The sequence below is a fragment of the Pseudomonas sp. Q12-87 genome (assembly GCF_001269755.1).
Classification (GTDB): domain Bacteria; phylum Pseudomonadota; class Gammaproteobacteria; order Pseudomonadales; family Pseudomonadaceae; genus Aquipseudomonas; species Aquipseudomonas fluorescens_S.
The window spans coordinates 179514-201551 of record NZ_LHVI01000036.1 but is presented as its reverse complement, the minus strand read 5'-3'; the positions used below and the strand labels follow the sequence as shown (position 1 = coordinate 201551).

Genomic DNA, 22038 nt, shown 5'->3' with positions numbered 1-22038 from the left:
CCACCTCGGGATTAAGCCAGGATTGCGTCAGAACAGGAAAGTCAGTCCCACGCAGAACAGCAAAGCGGCGAACAGCCGTTTGAGCAAGCGCGGCGACAAGCGATGGGCCAGTCGCGCGCCGAAGCGGGCGAAGACCATGCTGGTCAGGGCGATGCCCAGCAACGCCGGCAAATACACAAAACCGAGACTATGAGCCGGCAACAGCGGATCGTGCCAGCCTAGAATCATGAAACTCAACGCGCTGGCCAGGGCAATCGGCAAACCGCAGGCCGACGAGGTCGCCACTGCCTGCTGCATCGGCACGCTGCGCCAGGTCAGGAACGGCACGGTCAGCGAACCGCCGCCAATGCCGAAAATCGCCGAAGCCCAGCCGATCACGATGCCGGCCAGGGACAGCCCGACCTTTCCCGGTACCGTGCGACTGGCCTTGGGCTTGAAATCCAGGGCCAGTTGCGCGGCGACGATCATGGCGAACACGCCGATGATCTTTTGCAGGAGCGGGCCGGAAATCGCTTCGGCGGTGATCGCGCCAAAACCTGCACCGATCAGGATCCCGACGGTCATCCAGGCAAAAATTGGCCAGCGCACCGCGCCTTTGCGCTGATGCTCGCGCACGGCGTTGACTGACGTGAAGATGATCGACGCCAGGGACGTGCCGACGGCCAGGTGCGTCAACACCTGAGGGTCGAAACCCTGCAAGGTGAAACTGAACACCAGCACCGGGACGATGATCATCCCGCCACCCACGCCGAACAGCCCGGCCAGCACGCCGGCACAGGCGCCGAGCAGCAGATAGAGCACAAATTCCACCAGCGTCTCCCCAGCCATCCCCGAAACAAGAGCGGCATGGTACCGGATCCTGGGTCCCGCGCTCCACTGAAGGCGATGGATGTGGGGGCGATGTGTGGGTAGAGTGGCCTGAGGACCCTGGATATATTGGATGGCGAATTGCTGTTGTGGCGAGGGAGCTTGCTCCCGCTGGAGGGCGAAGCCCTCCCAATAAAGTCCAGATCAATTGTCTGAACTAACTGGCCTCTGGATTTTGGGTCTACTTCGTAGCTCCAGCGGGAGCAAGCGCCCTCGTCACAAAAGCTGTGTGTCTGGCTCTATCCTTTCAACGGATTGGCATTGTTAACGGGACGACCTGATGTGCCTGATCGTATTTGCCTGGCGGCCTGGCCACGCCCAGCCGCTGATCGTGGCGGCCAACCGCGACGAGTTCTACGCGCGCCCGACCTCGCCACTGGCCCAATGGCCTGATGCGCCTCACGTCCACGCCGGCCGCGATCTCGAGGCCGGCGGCACTTGGCTGGGCGTTGGCGCCGACGGTCGCTTTGCGGCGCTGACCAACATCCGTGACCCTGGCCAGTTGCCGGCATTCAAGTCGCGCGGTGAGCTGGTGGCGCGCTTTCTGAGCGGCAACCTGCCCATTGCCGAGTATCTCAGCGAAGTGGTGCCTCGGGCTGGCGAATTTGGCGGGTTCAATCTGCTGCTTGGCGACGGCACGCAGCTGTGGCACTTCAACGCTCGCGATACCCGGCCGCAGCAGTTGGCCGAAGGAGTCTATGGCCTGTCTAACGCCGGACTGAACACGCCCTGGCCCAAATTGCTCAAGGCCCGGGCGGCGCTGGTCGAGGTGCTGGACGAACCGCAGCCAGAGGCGCTGTTGGCCCTGCTGAACGACCCGCAACCCGCCCCGGTGGCCGAGCTGCCAGACACGGGCGTGGGCCTGGCGACCGAGACGCTGTTGTCGAGTGTGTTCATTGCCAGCCCCGCCTACGGGACGCGGGCGAGCACGGCGCTGATCGTCCATGCCGATGGGACGCGGCACCTGGTCGAGCGCAGCTTCGGGCCCCATGGGGGGCATTTGGGGGAGGTTGAACTAAAAGTCTGAAGGGCAGCAATGACCTGTGGCGAGGGAGCTTGCTCCCGCTCGGCTGCGAAGCAGTCGCAATTTTGCTGACACTGGCCTTAACGATATAACCGCAATCGGGAGTGCTTTGCACTCCAGCGGGAGCAAGCTCCCTCGCCACAGGGTGCTCTTCAGAGGGTTTTGTTCGAAGCCGGGTTGATCATCCGCGCCAACCCGAGATTTTTCAGCGCCAGTTGCAAGGAGCTGTGGATCACCTGCGGATTGTCGATGGTCATCACTTCCGCCAGCAATTCCTGGGCCTTGCTGAGGTTGATCTGGCGCAGCATCCACTTCACTTTCGGCAAGTTGGTGGCGTTCATCGACAGGCTGTCGAAACCCATCGCCATCAGCAGCACCGCCGCTGCCGGGTCACCGGCCATTTCACCGCAGATGCTCACCGGCTTGCCTTCGGCATGGGCGTCGCGCACCACGTTCTGCAGGGCTTGCAGCACAGCCGGATGCAGGTAGTCGTACAGGTCGGCCACCCGCGGGTTGTTGCGATCCACGGCCAACAGGTACTGGGTCAGGTCGTTGGAGCCCACCGACAGGAAATCCACCTGCCGTGCCAGCTCCTTGGTCTGGTACACCGCTGCAGGGATCTCGATCATCACGCCGATCGGCGGCATCGGCACATCGGTGCCTTCGTCGCGCACTTCACCCCAGGCCCGGTGGATCAGGTGCAGGGCTTCTTCCAGCTCATGGGTGCCGGAAATCATCGGCAACAGGATGCGCAGGTTGTTCAGGCCTTCGCTGGCCTTGAGCATGGCGCGGGCCTGGACCAGGAAGATTTCCGGGTGGTCGAGGGTCACGCGAATCCCGCGCCAGCCGAGGAACGGGTTGTCTTCCTTGATCGGGAAGTAAGACAGGGATTTGTCGCCGCCGATGTCCAGGCTGCGCATGGTCACCGGTTGCGGGTGGAACGCGGCCAGTTGTTCGCGGTAGATCGCCAACTGTTCCTTTTCGCTGGGGAAGCGCTGGTTGATCATGAACGGCACTTCGGTGCGGTATAGGCCGACGCCTTCCGCACCGCGCTTCTGCGCCCGTGCCACGTCGGCCAGCAGGCCGGTGTTGACCCACAGCGGCATGCGGTGGCCATCGAGCGTCACGCAAGGCAAATCTCGCAACGCGTCCAGGCCCAGGGACAGTTGCTTTTCTTCCTCCACCACATCGGCGAACTGCTTGCGCAGCACGTCGCTGGGGTTGGTGTAGACCTCGCCGTGATAGCCATCGACGATCATCTGGATGCCGTCGACCTTGGAATACGGCAGGTCCACCAGGCCCATCACCGTCGGGATGCCCATGGCCCGGGCCAGGATCGCCACGTGGGAGTTGCCCGAGCCCAGTACCGAAACCAATCCCGCCAGCTTGCCTTCAGGCACTTCGCCGAGCATGGCCGGGGTCAGTTCTTCACTGACCAGGATGGTGTTGTCCGGGTAGACCAGGGTCTGCTGGCGTTCCTGCTGCAGGTAGGCCAGCAAGCGCCGACCGAGGTCCTTGACGTCGGAGGCGCGCTCACGCAGGTAGGCGTCGTCCATCAGTTCGAAACGATTGACGTGATCAGTCACCACTTGGCGCAAGGCACCCTGGGCCCACTGGCCGGTCTTGATGATGGTGGTCACTTCGCTGCCCAGGGAGGCATCGTCAAGCATCATCAGGTAGACGTCGAACAGCGCCCGCTCTTCTGGGCGCAGCTGCGTTGCCAGCTTGGCCGACAGGGCGCGCATGTCGGCGCGCACGCCTTCGATGGCAGTCTTGAACAGCCCCAGTTCGGCATTGATGTCGCTGATGGTCTTGTCCGGCACCACATCGAGGTCGGCCGGTGGCAACATGACCACCGCCGTGCCTACCGCCGCGCCCGGTGACCCCGGTACGCCGACGAACTTGGCTTCCTGGATGCCCTTGCCCTGGCGACCCAGGCCGCTGATCGAGCCGGTGGCTTCGGCGTGGGCGATAACCCCGGCCAATTGCGCGCTCATGGTCACGAGGAAGGCTTCTTCACCTTCGTCGAACTGGCGGCGTTCTTTTTGCTGGATGACCAACACGCCGACGACGCGCCGGTGGTGGATGATTGGCGCGCCGAGGAACGACGCGTAGCGCTCTTCGCCCGTTTCGGCGAAGTAACGGTAGCGCGGGTGATCCGCGGCATTTTCGAGGTTCAGGGGTTCTTCGCGCGTGCCGACCAGGCCGACCAGACCTTCATTGGGCGCCATGCTGACCTTGCCGATCGAGCGCTTGTTCAAGCCCTCGGTAGCCATCAGCACAAAACGGTTGGTCTCGGGGTCCAGCAGGTAGACCGAGCAGACCTGGCTGCCCATGGCCTCTTTGACGCGCAACACAATAATCCCCAACGCCGCCTTGAGATCCTTGGCGGAGTTAACTTCCTGGACGATCTTGCGCAGCGTATTGAGCATGGCTCGGGGTCGAACTCCGTCGTCAGTCGCGCGTCAGCAGGCGCGGGGCAAGCTCTTTTAGGGCGCGTCGATACACCTCGCGCTTGAATGTCACCACCTGGCCCAACGGATACCAATAGCTGACCCAGCGCCAGCCATCGAACTCCGGTTTACCGGTCAAATCCATCCGCACCCGCTGCTCGTTGGAGATCAGGCGCAGGAGAAACCATTTCTGCTTTTGGCCGATGCACAGCGGTTGGCTGTGCGTCCTGACCAGGCGTTGCGGCAAACGATAGCGCAACCAGCCTCGGGTACAGGCGAGTATTTCGACATCTTCTCGCTCAAGCCCCACTTCTTCGTTCAACTCGCGGTACAAGGCCTCTTCCGGCGTCTCCTGGGGGTTGATCCCGCCCTGGGGAAACTGCCAGGCGTCTTGATTGATACGGCGAGCCCATAGCACCTGCCCAGCATCATTCGTAAGAATGATCCCCACATTGGGACGGAAACCATCGGGATCGATCACGGCAACAACCTCGCAAACGCATGTCGCCGCATTGTTCCACAAAGGTTGTGAAGGCAGCAATGAACTAACCTCGCAGGCCACCACCTTATGTGCACTCTTGTGAAAAGTCCGTATTCTGGACGCCTTTCTCAAGATTTTTCAGCGAGTAACTGCAATGCGGCTGGCTTTATTCGACTTGGACAACACCTTGCTGGGGGGCGACAGTGATCACGCCTGGGGCGATTACCTGTGCGAACGCGGCTTTCTCGATGCCGTCACGTACAAGGCGCGCAACGACGAGTTCTACCAGGACTACCTGGCCGGCAAGCTCGACAACGCCGAGTACTTGAATTTTTGCCTGGAAATACTTGGCCGTACCGAAATGGAGGTGCTGGCACAGTGGCACCAGGACTACATGCGTGACTGCATCGAGCCCATCGTGTTGCCCCAGGCTATCGAGCTGCTGAAAAAGCACCGTGACGCTGGCGACAAACTGGTGATCATCACCGCCACCAACCGCTTCGTCACCGCGCCGATTGCCGAGCGCTTGGGGGTCGAGACCCTGATCGCTACCGAATGCGAAATGATCGACGGTCGCTACAGCGGGCGCAGCACCGATATCCCGTGCTTTCGCGAGGGCAAGGTGACCCGGCTGAACCGTTGGCTGGAAGAAACCGGGCATTCGCTCGACGGCAGCTATTTTTATAGCGATTCGATGAATGATCTGTCGCTGTTGGAGGTGGTGACGCACCCAGTGGCGGTGGACCCGGATCCGAATCTTCGGGCTGAGGCCGAGAAGCGGGGCTGGCCGGTGATCAGTCTGCGTGGCTGAAATCGCTTTCGCGAGCAAGCCCGCTCCCACAAGGATTTTGTGAGCGACGCAAATCCCTGTGGGAGCGAGCCTGCTCGCGAAAGGGGCGACACGGCCTAAAGCCTTAAACCGGCTTGGCCCCCATCAATCCCGCAATGGCGATAAAGCAGACAACGCTGAAGAGCGCCAAAGCCAAGGTGAATTTGCCACTGCCCGCCGCCGACAGCTGGCGCAGTTTGTTCAACCGCACCAATAGCCAGAACCCAGCCAGCGCCGCCACGGTGTAGAGCACACTGGAAGCCAGCAACCAAGTCTGGCCCAAAGGCCAGCCGACCTGATGCACCATCCACCAGCCGGTAAATGGCAGGCTCGCCAGTGCCAGGATCATCACCAGCCAGATGAACAGCCGAGGACGTTGCAGCGTGCGCGCCGGCGCCGTGGCGTCGCCGTTGCGGCGCGTGCGCCAGACCCAAATGGCCAGCCCGAGGGCGCCCGCCAGCAACAACACCGTGGCCACAACGTGAGCAATTTTCAGCGCGGTCAACGTTTCCATCGTTCGATTTCCTTATGACTTGTTCAGCAGCTTAGACCTCTGTGGCGAGGGAGCTTGCTCCCGCTGGGTCGCGAAGCGGCCCCAACAGAAGCGGTGAGCGCTTCGCACTCAAGCGGGAGCAAGCTCCCTCACCACAGGTCCACCCAGTCCCCAGTCCAAAGAGTCGCAATTGCGGGATTCACCCCAGGAACAACTGATACGCCGGGTTATCGCTTTCATCCCAGTACGGGTAGCCGATCTCTTCGAGGGCGGCCGGCACCAGGTGGCGTTCGTCGTGCGGCACTTGCAGCCCAGCGACCACACGGCCATCCGCCGCGCCATGGTTGCGGTAGTGGAACATCGAAATGTTCCAGCGCCCCCCCAGCTTATTGAGGAAATTGAACAGTGCGCCCGGGCGCTCCGGGAATTCGAAGCGCAGCACAACTTCGTCGATGACGTGAGCCGCATGCCCACCCACCATGTGACGGATATGCAGCTTGGCCAGTTCATTGTCGGTCAGGTCCAGCACCGGGAAGCCTTGCGCGGTCAGGCTGGCGATCAGCGCACTGCGCGGGTCGTTTTCCGGGTGTGTCTGCACGCCCACGAAGATGTGCGCTTCACTGCCGGTGTTGTAGCGATAGTTGAATTCGGTGATCTGGCGCTTGCCGACGGCTTCGCAGAACGCCTTGAAGCTGCCTGGCTTTTCCGGAATGGTCACGGCGATGATCGCTTCGCGGCCCTCACCCAGTTCGGCGCGTTCGGCGACGTGGCGCAAGCGGTCGAAGTTGACGTTGGCGCCGGAGTCGATCGCCACCAGCGTCTGGCCGCTGACGCCTCGCGACTCGACGTATTTCTTGATCCCGGCCACGCCCAGGGCGCCGGCAGGTTCGGTGATCGAGCGGGTATCGTCGTAGATGTCCTTGATGGCTGCGCAGATTTCGTCGGTGCTGACGGTGATCACTTCATCGACGTAGTGCTTGCAGATATCGAAGGTGTGCTCACCGATCTGCGCCACGGCGACACCGTCGGCAAACAGCCCCACCGTCGGCAATACCACGCGCTCGCCGGCAGCCATGGCGGCTTGCAGGCAATTGGAGTCGTCCGGCTCGACGCCGATGACCTTGATGTCTGGCCGCAGGTATTTGACGTAGGCGGCGATCCCGGCGATCAGCCCGCCACCGCCCACCGGGACGAAGATCGCATCCAGTGGCCCCGGGTGCTGGCGCAGGATTTCCATCGCCACCGTGCCCTGCCCGGCAATGGTGTGCGGATCGTCATAGGGGTGAATGTAGACGTAGCCCTTTTCGTCGACCAGCTTCAGCGAATAGGCCAGGGCCTCGGGAAACGAGTCGCCATGCAGCACTACTTTGCCGCCACGGGAACGCACCCCTTCGACCTTGATTTCCGGGGTGGTCTTGGGCATCACGATGGTGGCTTTCACGCCCAGCACCTTGGCCGCCAGGGCCAGGCCCTGGGCATGATTGCCCGCCGAAGCCGTGACCACGCCGCGCGCGCGCTCTTCGTCGCTGAGCTGGGTCAGCTTGTTGTAGGCCCCGCGAATCTTGAACGAGAACACCGGCTGCAAGTCTTCGCGCTTGAGCCAAATGGTGTTGCCCAGTCGCTCGGAAAGCTGGCGAGCAGTCTGCAGCGGGGTTTCTACGGCAACGTCGTAAACGCGCGAGGTGAGGATCTTTTTGACGTACTGTTCAAGCATCGGAAAGCATCACTGAGCGGGTTGGGCAGGGTCAAGGAGTCTAACCCGGCTTTTGGCTGGGCGACCACACGAATCCCAAGGTTTTGTTGGGTTATACTCGCGGCCCTCTTTACTCCCTGCCCGCTTTCGGAGCTCGCATGACCCAGGATCAACTCAAACAGGCCGTGGCCCAGGCCGCCGTCGACCTCATCCTCCCGAAGCTGGATGACAAGAGCATCGTCGGGGTCGGCACCGGCTCGACGGCGAACTGCTTCATCGACGCATTGGCTCGGCACAAGGGCGCGTTCGACGGCGCGGTCGCCAGCTCCGAAGCCACCGCCGCACGCCTGAAGGGTCATGGCATTCCGGTGTACGAGCTCAACACCGTGAGTGACCTGGAGTTCTACATCGACGGCGCCGACGAAAGCGATGCGCACCTGAACCTGATCAAGGGCGGTGGCGCGGCCCTGACGCGCGAAAAGATCGTCGCGGCTGTGGCCAAGACCTTCATCTGCATCGCCGATGCCAGCAAGTTGGTGCCTGTGCTCGGCGCGTTCCCGCTGCCAGTGGAAGTCATCCCGATGGCTCGCAGCCACGTCGCTCGCCAGTTGGTGAAGCTGGGCGGCGACCCGGTGTATCGCGAAGGCGTACTGACTGATAACGGCAATATCATCCTGGATGTGCACAACCTGCAGATCACCAACCCGGTGGAGCTGGAAAGCCAGATCAATGCCATCGTCGGCGTGGTCACCAATGGCCTGTTCGCGGCGCGTCCGGCGGATGTGCTGTTGCTGGGGACTGCTGAAGGGGTGAAGACCCTCACGGCTTGAATCCGCTGTTGTGACTGTGGCGAGGGAGCTTGCTCCCGCTGGGGCGCGAAGCGGCCCCAAAAAAGCGGTGAGCGCTTCGCACTCAAGCGGGAGCAAGCTCCCTCGCCACAATGATTCAGGTCGGTCTTGAGTGATCGGGTGGGCTTACCGCGGGATCTTTTCCTCTGTTCAATCAGGCTACGGCTTCTTGAACACATAGAACAGATTCGGCTCGCTCACCAGATAAAGGTTGCCGTCGTCGTCCATCGCGAGGCCTTCTGGCTGGGGCACGGTTTTCTGCAAGCCCTGGCGGCCTTTGCTCAAGGAAAGCGTGCTTATTGGCCGACCGTTTATATCCAGCTCGATAATCAACCGTGACTCGTCAGACAGCGCCAGCAAATGGCCGCTGCGCTCGTCATATTGCAAGCTTGAAAGGTCGCGCACGAACAGCCCGGCATCGCGCTTGGGGTTGTTGATCACATGGACCGAGTAGGATTTTTCCGGATTCTGATGGGGAAACCCGTGCACTTCATAGATCAGCATCGGGTCGCGCTCCTTCGCCACGAACAGCCGCTTGCCCACCGAATCGTAAGCCAGCCCTTCGAAACCTTTATTGCCGCTCATGTGCACCCCGAGGCTCATTTGCTCGGACTCGGCCGCGTCGAGGAACTGAGTGTCCTCGTCCAGGTGAATCTTGATCAGCCGCTGCTGACGCTCATCGGAGACGACGTAGGTGTCTTCGCTGATGAATTCCACTGCTTCCGGATCGCCGAAGCCGATCAGGGCGATGCGCCGCAGGACCTTGCCCTCCAGGGATAACTCGATCAGTTCGGCATTTTGATTGGTGACGGTGAACAGGCTTTTGCGCACTGGATCGAACGTCAGCGCGGAAACGTCATCGTCCAGCCCTTCGATCACCTGCGCCTCGACTGTGACTCGGTATTGGTCCAATGCAATCGCCTGCTCGCTGGCGGGTTTGAACACGGTGTTGAGGTTGAACCAGGCGCGCTCGAACAGGCGCAGGTACTGCCCCACTGCGATCATGGCGATGAGCGCGATGGTCAGCAGCATCAGGAGCAAGGGTTTGGGGCGGGCGAGTCGACGCATGTGGGTGGGCTCGGATGAGAACAGGTGCTCGGAAATATCACGGCTGCCTGAACTGAAGCTTAATGGCTGTGTGCCACACCCTACAACGAAAGAGGAATAGTCTTACAGAGCGAGTGCCGTCAGGGTTGTTTTTCGAGACGATAGAACAGATTCGGCTCGCTGACCACGTAGACGGTTCCAGCCTCATCCATAGTGACGCCTTCGGCGCGGGGAATGGTATTTTTCAGGCCGTTGAAGCCGCCCAACAGCGTCATGAAGCTGACCTGCTCGCCTTTTTCGTCCAGCTCCAGCAGCAGGTGGGAGTCGGCCGACAGCACCAGCATGTGGCCAGTACGAGGGTCGATCGCCAGGGCCGATAGATTGCGCAGGTCCAGTTCATTGCTCACGTGGATCTGCTTGTCGCCCTTGAGCAATTGGCTACCGTCGCTTTTCCAGGTAAACAGCGCCGGTGGACGTTCTTCCCCCAGCACCAGTTGCTGGTTGCGTGGGTCCCAGACGATCGCTTCGAAGCCTTTGTTCTGGTTTTTCGATGGGCCGAGGTCGTATTTCGGGAAATCCTTGCCGTTCAGCTCGCGGGTATTGGCGTCCACCTGGACGATCGACAGGGTGTGATCGCGCTCGTCGGTAATGGCCAGCAGGCCGTTTTCCATATAGGTCACGCCTTCCGGATTGCTCCAGCCCACCAGTGGCATCTTGCGCAGCACGTCGCCCTGCAGGGTCAGTTCCACCAGAAACGGGTTCTTGCCCATTACGGCGAACAGGGTCTTGGTTTGCGGGTTGTAGGTCACATCGGAGGCTTCGTCCTTCTCCATGCCCGGCAGCGGCTTGGCATCGATCACGACGTGGTAGTCCGGAAGCCAGATGCTTTCCTGGCGCTGGGCAGGGCTCTGGAAGTGCTCCGATAGCCACAGCCGGCCTCGATCGTCCCAATGCATCGCAAACGCCAAGCCATAAGCAGCGGCCACCGCCAGCAGCGACCAGGCATACCAGGGCAGGGCGAAACGTGAGCGGCGGGGGGATTTGGCGGAAGACTGTACTTGGGTTCTAGCCATCGGGGACGCGTTCCAGGGAATTCGAGCTGGGGATTGGCAGGCTCAGATGCCGCAATCCCCGGAATTATCCGGATGGCATGTGAAAAAAACGGTAAAACCTCGGTCTCCGAAAGCTTGATACCTGTGGGAGCGGGGTTGCTCGCGAAGGGGGCGTCAGTTTCAACATCTATGACGACTGATATACCGCCTTCGCGAGCAAGCCCGCTCCCACAGGATCTTTAGATCACTAAACCGAATTAGCGAACGCTGCTTTCGAAGCGGCTCGCCCCTGGCAGTTCCACGATCAGTTCATCGCCCACGTTCAGCGGCCCGACGCCTGCCGGTGTCCCGGTGAGGATTACATCGCCCGCTTGCAGCGAGAAGCAGCCAGCCATGTGCTGGATCATCGGCACGATAGGGTTGAGCATCAGGCTGCTGTTGCCATCCTGACGCACTTCGCCGTTGATGGTCAGGCGCACGGGGATGTCCGTCAGGTCGGCGAAGGTGCCGCTCGACACGAACGGTGCAATCACCGCCGCGCCGTCGAAGGATTTGGCGATCTCCCACGGCAGGCCCTTGGATTTCAACTCGGCCTGCTTGTCGCGCAAGGTCAGGTCCAGGGCCGGGGCGAAGCCGGAGATGGCGTCCAGGACTTCTTCGACACTCGGCCGGGTCGACAGCGGCTTGCCGATGAGCACGGCGATTTCCGCTTCGTAATGCACCGCACCGCGATCGGTCGGAATGCTGAAACCGCCTTCCAGCGGCACCACGCAGCTGCCCGGCTTGATGAACAGCAAGGGTTCGGTGGGCACCGGGTTATCCAGTTCCTTTGCATGTTCGGCGTAGTTACGCCCAATGCACACCACTTTCCCTACCGGGAAATGAATACGGGTACCGTCGACATACTGATGCTGATAGCTCATTAACCAACTCCTGGTTCGTTGATTCAAACAGCGAAAATCTTGCCCGGGTTCATGATGCCGTTCGGGTCGAATACCGCTTTGACGGCTTTCATGTATTCGATCTCAACCGGCGAGCGGCTATAGGTCAAGTAGTCGCGCTTGGTCATGCCTACACCGTGTTCTGCGGAAATCGAGCCGTTGTACTTCTCGACGGTTTCGAACACCCATTTGTTCACGGTCGCGCACTTGGCGAAGAACTCGTCCTTGCTCAGGTTTTCCGGTTTGAGAATATTCAAGTGCAGGTTGCCATCGCCGATGTGGCCAAACCAGACGATTTCGAAATCCGGGTAATGTTCGCCGACGATTGCGTCGATTTCTTGCAAGAAGGCCGGAACTTTCGAAACGGTGACTGAAATGTCGTTCTTGTATGGCGTCCAGTGGGAAATCGTTTCGGAGATGTACTCGCGCAGTTTCCACAGGTTCTGCAGTTGGGTTTCGCTTTGGCTCATCACGCCGTCCAGTACCCAGCCTTGCTCGACGCAATGCTCGAAGGTCTCCAGCGCATGGTTGGCGACTTCTTCGGTGGTGGCTTCAAATTCCAGCAGGGCATAGAACGGGCAGTCGGTTTCGAACGGGGCCGGCACGTCGCCACGGCCGAGCACCTTGGCCAGGGCCTTGTCGGAGAAAAATTCGAAGGCGGTCAGGTCCAGCTTGCCTTGGAAGGCATGCAGCACCGGCATGATCGAGTCGAAATCCGCTGTGCCGAGCACCATCGCGGTGAGGTTCTTCGGCGCGCGGTCCAGGCGCATGGTGGCCTCGACCACGAAACCCAGGGTACCTTCGGCGCCGATGAACAACTGTCGCAGGTCGTAGCCAGTGGCGTTCTTGATCAGGTCCTTGTTCAGTTCCAGCAGGTCGCCCTTGCCGGTGACGACCTTCATCCCCGCGACCCAGTTGCGGGTCATGCCGTAGCGAATGACCTTGATCCCGCCGGCATTGGTGCCGATATTGCCGCCAATCTGACTGGAGCCGGCCGAGGCAAAATCTACCGGGTAGTACAGGCCGTGTTCCTCAGCCTTGTTCTGCAATTGCTCGGTGACCACGCCTGGCTGGCACACGGCGGTGCGGTCGGTGAGGTTCACATTGAGGATCTGGTTCATGTAGTCGAATGACACGACCACTTCGCCATTGGCCGCCACGGCTGCCGCCGAAAGGCCGGTGCGCCCGCCCGATGGCACCAGCGCGACCTTGTGCTCGTTGGCCCAGCGCACGATGGCCTGGACCTGCTCGGTGGTCTTGGGAAAAACGATGGCCGTAGGCGCGGGGGCGAAATGTTTGGTCCAATCCTTGCCGTAAGCATTCAGGGAGTCGGCATCGGTCAGGACCTTGCCAGGCTCAACCAGGGTCTTCAGCTCATCTATCAGGGCAGGATTGGTCATCGACAGAACTCTCGAACAATTCATGGTCATCCTGAGAACGCTTCACGTCGCAGGAATGAGTGTTTGCGGGGGGCATATGCTAGCATACCGACCCCGCAGCGTAGTGCCCAACGGCTGTTCTGCGGCGACGGCTGTCACGCCGGTCGGGCCAGCATGCGCTGTCCGATTCCCTGCCATTTTTCTCCGGGACACAGGTTTACGCAGATGAGCAAGACTTCTCTCGATAAGAGCAAGATCAAGTTCCTTCTTCTCGAAGGCGTCCACCAATCGGCTGTCGACGTCCTCAAGTCGGCGGGCTACACCAGCATCGAGTACATCACCAGTTCTCTGCCGGAAGCCCAGCTCAAGGAAAAGATCGCCGATGCTCACTTCATCGGCATCCGCTCCCGTACTCAACTGACCGAAGAGATATTCGATCACGCCAAGAAACTGGTCGCGGTCGGCTGCTTCTGCATCGGCACCAACCAGGTTGATCTCAACGCAGCACGCGAACGCGGTATCGCGGTGTTCAACGCGCCGTACTCCAACACCCGTTCCGTTGCCGAACTGGTGCTGGCCGAAGCGATCCTGCTGCTGCGTGGCATCCCTGAGAAAAACGCTTCCTGCCACCGTGGCGGCTGGATCAAGAGCGCGGCCAACTCCTTCGAAATCCGCGGCAAGAAGCTGGGTATCGTCGGCTATGGCTCGATTGGTACCCAGTTGTCGGTGCTGGCCGAAGGCCTTGGCATGCAGGTGTTCTTTTATGACACCGTGACCAAACTGCCCCTGGGTAACGCCACCCAAGTCAATAACCTGCACGAATTGCTCGGCATGTCCGACATCGTGACCCTGCACGTGCCGGAAACTGCTGCTACCCAGTGGATGATCGGCGAGAAGGAAATCCGCGCCATCAAGAAGGGCGGGATCCTGATCAACGCCGCGCGCGGCACCGTGGTCAAGCTCGACGCCCTGGCCGACGCAATCAAGGACAAGCACTTGATCGGCGCGGCCATCGACGTATTCCCGGTGGAGCCGCGCTCCAACGACGATATCTTCGAAAGCCCGCTGCGTGGCCTGGATAACGTGATCCTGACCCCGCACATCGGTGGCTCGACTGCCGAAGCCCAGGCCAACATCGGCCTGGAAGTGGCGGAAAAGCTGGTCAAGTACAGCGACAACGGTACGTCGGTATCGTCCGTGAACTTCCCGGAAGTGGCCTTGCCGGCACACCCAGGCAAGCACCGCTTGCTGCACATCCACGAAAACATCCCGGGTGTGATGAGCGAGATCAACAAGGTCTTCGCCGAAAACGGCATCAACATTTCCGGTCAGTTCCTGCAGACCAACGAGAAAGTCGGCTACGTCGTGATCGACGTCGACGCCGAATACTCGGACCTGGCGCAAGAGAAGCTGCAACACATCAATGGCACCATTCGTTGCCGCGTGTTGTTCTAAGCAGGCCAGGCTTGTAATAAAAAAACGGGAGCCTTGAAAGGCTCCCGTTTTTTTATCTGACACAACCTGGAAACCCTGTGGGAGCGAGCCTGCTCGCGAAAACGGCGTAACAGCCAATATTTACGTGTCGATCAGACCGGTATCGCGAGCAGGCTCGCTCCCACAGGGGATACTGCATTTTTTCAGGCTGGGCCGTTACTTCACGGTTACGGTGATCTTCTCGGAGACGATCGGCGGATCGAACGGCATATGGCCGCTGTCGCCCAGTTCCAACTGCAACGTATGCTTGCCCGGTGCAAGTTTGATGGTGGCCTGGGTCTGTGCCTTGCCGAAATGCATGTGATTGGGGTCGTTTGGAATCGGCGCGCCTGCGACAGGCAGTTTGTCGACATCGATCAGCAAATGATGGTGTCCGGTGTTTTTGGTTACATCCCCCGCTGGAGCCAGGGCGATATTCTTGACGCCGAACTTGACCTTGAATTCCTGAGCGACGGTGGCGCCGTCTTCCGGGGAGACGATGAACACCTCTGCGCCCTTGGGGGCCGGGGTCGCGGCGCTCGCCAGCATCGAGGTACCCAGCAACAAGCCGGCCAACGCGGCACGAGACATAAAGCTTTTCATTTTTTTCTCCAGTTTTTTCACGAAATCCGCTGGGTCATGACAACTTCATGACCAATCGTTGTCGAAGCCTGCAATAACCATAGCAAAGCGAGCCCGAAACGAGCGCCGCTTGTATAAATACCAAGGAGTGACCATGCGTTTCCTGCCTGGCCTGATTTGCCTGCTACCCCTTCTGAGCCCCCTGGCTCATGCCGAACTGATCGATGACATCAATGACCGTGGTGAGCTGCGCATTGCTCTTGAAGCCAATACCGCCCCGTTCAACTTCAAGGAAGACGGCAAGCTCATCGGCTTCGAAGTGGAACTGGGCCAGATGTTGGCCGAAGAGCTCGATGTGCGCCCCGACTTTGTGGTCACCGATGCCGTGGATTTGCTGAGCGGTGTGGAAAGCGGCAAGTACGACGTTGCCATCAACCACATAGCAATGACCCCCGAACTGGCGGAACGTTTCGACATCAGCGCTGCTTACAGTCATCCGGATGCACAACTGCTGGCGAACAAGGATGACTCGCAGCGTCCGCTGGTCATGGCGCAGTCTTTCCAGCCGGAGGAAAAGCGCGGCCCGGCGCCGAGCCTGGTGATTCCGTTCCAGAAGGGCAACCCGGCGTTCAAGGCCAGCCTGGACAACGCCTTGGCGCGTATCAAGGAGGACGGGCGGTTGGAGCAGTTGTCGCAGAAGTGGTTGGAAAAGCCAGCGACAGCCAATTGAACATCCGGGATCAAGCGCGACTTTCTGTGGCGAGGGAGCTTGCTCCCGCTGGGCTGCGAAGCAGTCCCCAGTGGGCATAACGCATTTTCCAGTCAGACCGGGTCAGCCGGTTTTACGACGGCTGCGCCGCCGAGCGGGAGCAAGCTCCCTCGCCACGGGGGCACTCTTTATCCCGTCCAGACGGACCTGTCCTCAAGGCTTGCGCCAAACACTCGCCAACCACGGCTGTTGCTCCCGCGGCAGCCCCGCCGGTCGGTAGTAATGCTCCAGCTCCACGAAGCCTGCGTCGCCAAGTAACGTGCGCCAGGCCGCGAGGTCGTGGTAGGCGCCGAAACGCTGGCCGTTCCAGCCTTCCTGGTTCGTGCCGCGAGGGTTGGAGCTGAACAACACGCCACCGGGTTTGAGCGTGGCGTGCAATTGCTTGAGCACCCGTGGCAGTTCCTGGACCGGAATATGAAACAGCACGGCGTTGGCGAAGATCCCGTCGAAGCGTTCCGATGGCAGGTCGAGTTGCAGAAAGTCCTGCTGCCACACTTCGCACCCGCTGTCCTGGCGCGCCATCCGTGCAAATTCTTGCGAACCGTCGAGGCCGACCGCGACATGGCCCATGCCGGTGAACGTTCGCAGGTCTCGCCCCGGACCACAGCCGAAATCGAGGATATGCAGCGGTGCCTGGCCCTGGATATGCCTCAGCAGCGCATCGATGTTCTGGCTGACATCGTGATCGCGGGTGCCTTCGCGAAAGCTGTCGGCGACCGAGTTGTAATGGTCCAGGGTCGTTGCAGTGATGGTTTTCAGGTCTTCGGGGGTGTGCTTCATGGTTGCTGGCTTGGGTGGGGAGCGTGAGCTGACTATACCGCAAGCAGCCAGGCCCCTTCGCCGCCAATCGCGAGCAAGCTCACCCCCTCAGGTAGCGTGTCAGCGTTTGTTCAATCCCCGGGCCAAGCGATCGCCACCCAATTGAATCACCGCCACCAATGCCACCAGCAAAACGATCACCGTGAGCATGATTTGACTGTCGAAGCGCTGGTAGCCATAACGGTAGGCGATGTCCCCCAGGCCACCGGCGCCGATTGCCCCGGCCATGGCCGAGGAGTTGATCATGGTCACGAGGGTGATGGTGAAACCGCCGACGATGCCCGGCAGTGCTTCGGGCAGCAGCACATGCCAGACGATATGCCAGCGGCGGCAGCCCATGGCTTGGGCGGCTTCGATCAGGCCGTGGTCGACTTCCCGCAGGCTGACTTCGGCGATGCGCGCGAAGAACGGCGTGGCGGCGATGGTCAGCGGCACCACCGCCGCCCAAACGCCATAAGTGGTGCCGACGATCAGCCGCGTGAACGGAATCAACGCCACCATCAGAATCAGGAAGGGAATCGAGCGGAACAGGTTCACGAACGCACCCAGCGCCTTGTTCAAGGCGGGCGCTTCATAGATCCCGCCCTTGCCGCTGGTGACGAGGATCACCGCCAGGGGAATACCCGCCAGCAACGCAATCAGCGACGACACACCGACCATCAGGAAGGTGTCGATAAAACCCTGCAACAAACGATCAAACCACATAGCCCAGCACCTCCACCCGTTGTGCCCAATTGCCCGCGCGCTGGCGCAATTCCTCGGCGCCCCATGAGGAGCCGCTCACCGCCAGTAGCAATTGCCCCAGCCCGTGACCCTGGATCCGTTCGATGCCGCCGTGCAGCAGCCGCACCCGTCCACCGAGAGCGCCGAACAAGGCCGCGAGGTCCGGTTCGTCCCGCCCGATGCCGGTGAATTGCAGGCGCAGTACGGTGGCGGCATCCGCCGATGGGGGCTCGGCCTGCAAGCGGTTTTGCAATTCTTGCGGCAAGGCGTGTTGCAAGGGGGCCAGCAGTGTCCGGCTGACTTCATGTTGCGGATTGCCAAACACTTCCCAGACCGGACCCTGCTCGACGACTCGCCCTTGCTCAAGCACCACCACGCGATCGCAAACCTCGCGGATCACCGCCATTTCATGGGTGATCAGGACGATGGTCAGGCCCAGCCGCTGGTTGATCTCGCGCAACAGGCCGAGGATCGATTGCGTGGTCTCCGGGTCCAGGGCCGAGGTGGCCTCGTCGCACAGCAGAATCTGCGGGTCATGGACCAGCGCCCGGGCAATCCCGACCCGCTGCTTCTGGCCGCCCGAAAGCTGCGCCGGGTAGGCCTTGTGCTTGCCTTGCAAGCCCACCAGCTCCAACAGCTCGCGGACTTTGCGCTGGCGCTGCTCCTTGGGTACGCCGGCCACTTTCAGCGGCAGCTCGACGTTTTGCCAAACGGTCTTGGCCGACATCAGGTTGAAGTGCTGGAAGATCATGCCGATGCGTCGGCGCAGTTCCACCAGGCGGTCTTCATCGAACTCGCCGATGTCCACTTGGTCGATCAGCACCCGCCCGCTGGTGGGTTGTTCCAGGCGGTTGATGGTGCGGATCAACGATGACTTGCCGGCGCCGCTACGGCCGATGATGCCAAACACTTCGCCGCGCTGGATCGCCAGATCAATGCCTTGCAACGCGTCCACCGGACCCTGGGCACCGTCGTAGGTCTTGCCCAGGCCGATGAAGCGCACATGGGCGCGGTTCAGTTCCGGGTGCAGTTCGGTGTGGTCGGCACTCTGGGGCGTGGGCACTTCATGTCGGAGACGAGCGTTGACGGCGTTCATGGTCAGCCTTCCCAGCCAGCCTGGTAGAGTTTGCCGTGCGTCTTGTCCAGTGCCGCGCGCACGACTGGCGAGTGTTGATAGATATCGACGAATTTGATCAGCCGCGGGTCGTTTTTGCTCTTGGGCTGGATCACAAACTGAATGACGTATTCCTTGTGATCCAGGCCGTCGAACAGCAGGGCGGACGAAGCGTCGAAGGTCTTGGCCAGGCGAATGTAGGCGGGATAGCCCTGCACCAGATCGGCGTCTTCATAGGCGCGTACCAGCTGCACGGCTTCGACTTGCAGGATCTTGATGTGCTTGGGGTTGGCGATGATGTCCTCCTCGGTGGCCTTATAGCCTACCCCCGGCTTGAGACTGATCAGCCCGGCCTTGGCCAGCAGCTGCAAACCGCGCCCGCTGTTGATCGGATCGTTGGCAATGGCGACGCTCGCGCCTTCGGGCAGTTCATCGAAGCTTTTGTACTTTTTCGAATAGAGCCCGACGTTGTTGATGATCCCCGGAGCGAAGGGCACCAGGTCGAACCCGGCGGCGGCCTTGGCGTTTTCCAGGAACGGGATGTGCTGGAAGTAATTCACGTCGATATCGCCGGAGGCCAGGCTGACGTTGGGTGCGATCCAATCGGTGAACTCCACCAATTCGACCTCCAGGCCTTGCTTGCCGGCTTCTTCGACGGCCGCTTCCAGGGGAATGGCGAACGCGGCGGTGGTGCCGATTTTCAGCGGCGCATCGGCTGCGAACAATGCCGAGCTGAACAGGCCGAGGGCCAGGGCCATGGCTTTGACTGGCAGGGTCAGGAGTGGGTGGGTCATGTCGGTTATTCCAGTCATTGATTGATGAGTCACAGGCTCTTGTGGCGAGGGAGCTTGCTCCCGCTGGGCCGCGAAGCGTCCCTCTGTCCCGGTCGATAGTTCGAACCAGCGTGTTGTTCGGGCAAATGTGCCCCCTCGCGGAACAGCTTTTCGCGCAGGGTGCCGTTTTCGTATTCGGTCTTGTACGAACCGCGTCGCTGCAGTTCAGGGATCACCAGGTCGATGAAATCCACGTAGCTTTGCGGCGTCACGATGCGGGTCAGGTTGAAGCCATCGAGGCCGGTTTCGGCGATCCAAGACTCCAGCTCATCGGCCACCTGCCCGGGCGAGCCGACCACGGTGATGTAGCGTCCGCCCAGGGCGTGTTGCTCCAGCAATTTGCGTCGGGTCCAATCGTTGTTCTGCAAGGTCTTGGTCGCGGACTGGATGGCGTTGCTCTTCACGTATTGAATCGGTTCATCCAGCTCGTACTGGGAAAAATCGATGCCCGTCGACGCGGAAAAATGCGCCACTCCGGCCTCGGCGCTGGCGTAGCTGCGGTACTCGGCATGCTTGGCCCAAGCGTCGGCCTCGGTCGCGCCGACGATCACGTTCAGGCCCATGAACACCTTGATGTCCGCAGGGTTGCGCCCGGCTTCCACGGCGCTGGCGCGCACTTTGTCCACCTGGGCCCTGGTAGCCGGTTTGTTCTGGCCGCTGATGAACACGCACTCGGCATGCCGCCCGGCGAACAACAGGCCGCGCTGCGAACTGCCGGCCTGGAACAGCACCGGTGTGCGCTGGGGTGAGGGTTCGCACAGGTGATAACCCTCGACCTGGTAGAACTCGCCCTGGTGCCGAACCTTGTGCACTTTCTCTGGCTGCGCGTAGATCCGCTGCTGGCGATCGTTGAGCACGGCGTCGTTTTCCCAGCTGCCTTCCCAGAGCTTGTAGAGCACTTGCAGGTATTCGTCGGCTTGGTCATATCGACGGTCATGCTCCACCTGAGCGGACAGGCCCATGGCCTTGGCGGCGCTGTCGAGGTAGCCGGTGACGATGTTCCAGCCAACCCGGCCGCGACTCAGATGGTCGAGCGTGCTCATGCGCCGGGCGAACAGGTAGGGCGGTTCGTAGGTCAGGTTGGCGGTGAGGCCGAACCCGAGGTTTTGGGTGACGGCGGCCATCGCCGAAACCAGCAGCAACGGGTCGTTGACCGGCAGTTGGATCGACTCTTTCAGGGTGACGTCCACTGATTGTTGGTAAACGTCGTAGACCCCGACGATATCGGCGATGAACAACCCGTCGAACAGTCCGCGCTCCAGCAACTGCGCCAGGCCGGTCCAGTATTCGATCGTATTGAATTGGGTCGACGTGTCCTGGGGATGGGTCCACAAGCCATGATTGATATGGCCGATGCAGTTCATGTTGAACGCATTGAGCAGGATTTTTTTCTTGTCGGACGCCATCAGAGGGTCCCCCGCAGTGGCGGCTTTTCATCGTTGAGGTAGAAGTTGCCCACCGCGTGGTACTTCCAGCGCACCGGGTCATGCAAGGTGTGCACGCGGGCGTTGCGCCAGTGGCGATCGAGGCCATGTTCGGCCAGGGTCGCCTGGCTGCCGGCCAGTTCGAACAGAGTGCTGCTGGCGGCCAGGGATATTTCAGTGCTGATGGCCCGGGCTTCGGCTACGGCAATCGAGGCGGCGGCAACCGTCTGGGCGTTGGTCTCGGCCTGGGCCCGGTCGAGAAACTCGCCGGCGCGTTCCAGCAGGGCTTCGGCGGCGTGCAGGCGCACGCTCAGTTGACCGAAACTCTTGAGGCTGTGCGGGTCTTCGGTGGCGACGTCGCTGGTGGCGTCGATCCATGGCCGGGTTTTGCTGCGCACGAAATGCAAGGTGTCTTCATAGGCGGCGCGGGCGATGCCGGTGTCGATGGCAGCATGAAGAATCTGTGCCAGCGGCCCCACTGGGGTCGGGCGTTCGAAGGCGCTCTGGAACGGCACGATGTCTTCGACGGCGACCTGGACATCCTCGAACACCACCGAGCCGCTGCCGGTGGTGCGCTGGCCGAAACCGCTCCAATCGTCGATCACCGTCAGCCCTTTGCTGTTGCGAGGGACGAACGCCAGCTGCTGTACGCCGTTTTCATCCACCACCGAGGTAGGAATGCGTTGGGCATAAATCGCCCCCGTGGCGTAGAACTTGCGCCCATTGATGCGATAAGTCTCGCCGTCGCGGCGCAATTGCGTGGTGCGCTCGTGAGCGGTCTTGGTGCCCAGTTCCGCCAGCGCATTGCCGAAGCGTTGGCCGGCGAGCACTTCGGCGTACAGGCGCTGTTTTTGCGCTTCGCTGCCGTTCACTCGCAGCACTTCCAGGGCGTAGAAATGGTTTTGCGGAATCTGCCCCAGCGAGCCGTCGGCCTGGGAAATCAGGGCGATGACTTTCGCCAGGGTGATGTTGGAAACCCCCGCGCCGCCATAGGCCTTGGGCACGCTGATACCCCACAGGCCGGAACGGGAAAAGGCTTCCAGCTCGGGGTGCGGCAGGCGGCGTTCGCGGTCGCGCAGGGCGCTGTCGCGCTTGAAGTCATCGGCCAGGTCGCTGGCCACGATCAGGGCTTGCTCATCGCTGGTGATTACCGCGACGTGTTGGAAAAACGTCATGTACTGCTCCAGAGGTCGG

The 22038-nt window shown here is 61.0% G+C and carries 21 protein-coding genes; 5 read left to right on the top strand and 16 right to left on the bottom strand.

The genetic code is table 11. The features are described from left to right. Positions 1–27: 27 nt before the first annotated feature. Positions 28–810: a sulfite exporter TauE/SafE family protein gene (locus tag AD663_RS26835; RefSeq protein WP_003186871.1), complete on the bottom strand. Its 783-nt coding sequence runs from the start codon at positions 808–810 to the stop codon at positions 28–30. Positions 811–1147: 337 nt separating this feature from the next. On the opposite strand from AD663_RS26835, the gene AD663_RS26830 reads away from it, so the two are divergent. Next, positions 1148–1894, top strand: coding sequence for an NRDE family protein (locus tag AD663_RS26830; RefSeq protein WP_003186869.1), 747 nt, complete (start codon positions 1148–1150; stop codon positions 1892–1894). Between the two features lie 149 nt (positions 1895–2043). Here the strand turns inward: AD663_RS26830 and ptsP are convergent, their stop codons facing one another. Both ptsP and AD663_RS26820 read right to left on the bottom strand, forming a co-directional pair. Continuing rightward, positions 2044–4323 carry a phosphoenolpyruvate--protein phosphotransferase gene (gene ptsP, locus AD663_RS26825; protein ID WP_003186868.1) on the bottom strand — a complete coding sequence of 760 codons (2280 nt, stop codon included), beginning with the start codon at positions 4321–4323 and terminating at the stop codon, positions 2044–2046. A gap of 22 nt (positions 4324–4345) precedes the next feature. Then, entirely contained in the window at positions 4346–4825 is a 480-nt protein-coding gene (locus AD663_RS26820) for an RNA pyrophosphohydrolase (RefSeq protein WP_003186867.1), read from the bottom strand. Positions 4826–4979: 154 nt separating this feature from the next. On the opposite strand from AD663_RS26820, the gene AD663_RS26815 reads away from it, so the two are divergent. Further along, complete coding sequence (locus AD663_RS26815; RefSeq protein ID WP_003186866.1) at positions 4980–5636, top strand: HAD family phosphatase; 657 nt, start codon at positions 4980–4982, stop codon at positions 5634–5636. A 103-nt stretch (positions 5637–5739) separates the two neighbouring features. Here AD663_RS26815 and AD663_RS26810 read toward each other — a convergent pair whose 3' ends face one another. After that, positions 5740–6168, bottom strand: a complete 429-nt coding sequence (locus AD663_RS26810) for a DUF2269 family protein (RefSeq protein ID WP_003186865.1) — start codon at positions 6166–6168, stop codon at positions 5740–5742. 178 nt (positions 6169–6346) lie between these two features. Further along, complete coding sequence (ilvA, locus tag AD663_RS26805; RefSeq protein WP_003186864.1) at positions 6347–7861, bottom strand: threonine ammonia-lyase, biosynthetic; 1515 nt, start codon at positions 7859–7861, stop codon at positions 6347–6349. Between the two features lie 137 nt (positions 7862–7998). Between ilvA and rpiA the strand changes: the two genes are divergently transcribed. After that, positions 7999–8670: a ribose-5-phosphate isomerase RpiA gene (gene rpiA, locus AD663_RS26800; RefSeq protein ID WP_053214827.1), complete on the top strand. Its 672-nt coding sequence runs from the start codon at positions 7999–8001 to the stop codon at positions 8668–8670. 177 nt (positions 8671–8847) lie between these two features. On the opposite strand, the gene AD663_RS26795 is transcribed toward rpiA, so the two are convergent. The 4 genes from AD663_RS26795 to AD663_RS26780 all read right to left on the bottom strand — a co-directional run bounded on the left by AD663_RS26795 (position 8848) and on the right by AD663_RS26780 (position 13128). After that, positions 8848–9756 carry an SdiA-regulated domain-containing protein gene (locus AD663_RS26795; RefSeq protein WP_053214826.1) on the bottom strand — a complete coding sequence of 303 codons (909 nt, stop codon included), beginning with the start codon at positions 9754–9756 and terminating at the stop codon, positions 8848–8850. 119 nt (positions 9757–9875) lie between these two features. Continuing rightward, entirely contained in the window at positions 9876–10808 is a 933-nt protein-coding gene (locus AD663_RS26790; RefSeq protein ID WP_003186860.1) for an SdiA-regulated domain-containing protein, read from the bottom strand. Positions 10809–11044: 236 nt separating this feature from the next. Beyond that, complete coding sequence (locus tag AD663_RS26785) at positions 11045–11710, bottom strand: fumarylacetoacetate hydrolase family protein (RefSeq protein WP_003186859.1); 666 nt, start codon at positions 11708–11710, stop codon at positions 11045–11047. A gap of 23 nt (positions 11711–11733) precedes the next feature. Next, the gene (locus AD663_RS26780) at positions 11734–13128 is read right to left on the bottom strand and encodes an FAD-binding oxidoreductase (RefSeq protein WP_003186858.1); all 1395 of its coding nucleotides are present in this window, start codon (positions 13126–13128) and stop codon (positions 11734–11736) included. A gap of 204 nt (positions 13129–13332) precedes the next feature. On the opposite strand from AD663_RS26780, the gene serA reads away from it, so the two are divergent. Beyond that, positions 13333–14562: a phosphoglycerate dehydrogenase gene (serA, locus tag AD663_RS26775; RefSeq protein WP_003186856.1), complete on the top strand. Its 1230-nt coding sequence runs from the start codon at positions 13333–13335 to the stop codon at positions 14560–14562. Between the two features lie 195 nt (positions 14563–14757). Here serA and AD663_RS26770 read toward each other — a convergent pair whose 3' ends face one another. Beyond that, positions 14758–15183: a DUF4399 domain-containing protein gene (locus AD663_RS26770; RefSeq protein WP_003186855.1), complete on the bottom strand. Its 426-nt coding sequence runs from the start codon at positions 15181–15183 to the stop codon at positions 14758–14760. Positions 15184–15316: 133 nt separating this feature from the next. Between AD663_RS26770 and AD663_RS26765 the strand changes: the two genes are divergently transcribed. Beyond that, the gene (locus AD663_RS26765) at positions 15317–15892 is read left to right on the top strand and encodes a transporter substrate-binding domain-containing protein (protein WP_053214825.1); all 576 of its coding nucleotides are present in this window, start codon (positions 15317–15319) and stop codon (positions 15890–15892) included. A 192-nt stretch (positions 15893–16084) separates the two neighbouring features. Here the strand turns inward: AD663_RS26765 and AD663_RS26760 are convergent, their stop codons facing one another. The 6 genes from AD663_RS26760 to AD663_RS26735 form a co-directional block, all read right to left on the bottom strand. Beyond that, the gene (locus AD663_RS26760) at positions 16085–16711 is read right to left on the bottom strand and encodes a bifunctional 2-polyprenyl-6-hydroxyphenol methylase/3-demethylubiquinol 3-O-methyltransferase UbiG (protein WP_053214824.1); all 627 of its coding nucleotides are present in this window, start codon (positions 16709–16711) and stop codon (positions 16085–16087) included. A gap of 99 nt (positions 16712–16810) precedes the next feature. Beyond that, positions 16811–17455 carry a methionine ABC transporter permease gene (locus tag AD663_RS26755; protein ID WP_003186852.1) on the bottom strand — a complete coding sequence of 215 codons (645 nt, stop codon included), beginning with the start codon at positions 17453–17455 and terminating at the stop codon, positions 16811–16813. Further along, positions 17445–18569 (bottom strand): methionine ABC transporter ATP-binding protein, encoded by a 1125-nt coding sequence (locus AD663_RS26750; RefSeq protein WP_053214823.1) that lies wholly within the window; start codon positions 18567–18569, stop codon positions 17445–17447. The genes AD663_RS26755 and AD663_RS26750 overlap by 11 nt, the downstream gene beginning before the upstream one ends. Before the next feature lie 2 nt (positions 18570–18571). Next, positions 18572–19381 (bottom strand): MetQ/NlpA family ABC transporter substrate-binding protein, encoded by an 810-nt coding sequence (locus AD663_RS26745; RefSeq protein ID WP_053214822.1) that lies wholly within the window; start codon positions 19379–19381, stop codon positions 18572–18574. Between the two features lie 29 nt (positions 19382–19410). Further along, complete coding sequence (locus AD663_RS26740) at positions 19411–20826, bottom strand: LLM class flavin-dependent oxidoreductase (RefSeq protein WP_053214821.1); 1416 nt, start codon at positions 20824–20826, stop codon at positions 19411–19413. Continuing rightward, positions 20826–22019, bottom strand: coding sequence for an SfnB family sulfur acquisition oxidoreductase (locus AD663_RS26735; protein WP_053214820.1), 1194 nt, complete (start codon positions 22017–22019; stop codon positions 20826–20828). The genes AD663_RS26740 and AD663_RS26735 overlap by 1 nt, the downstream gene beginning before the upstream one ends. Positions 22020–22038: the final 19 nt, after the last annotated feature.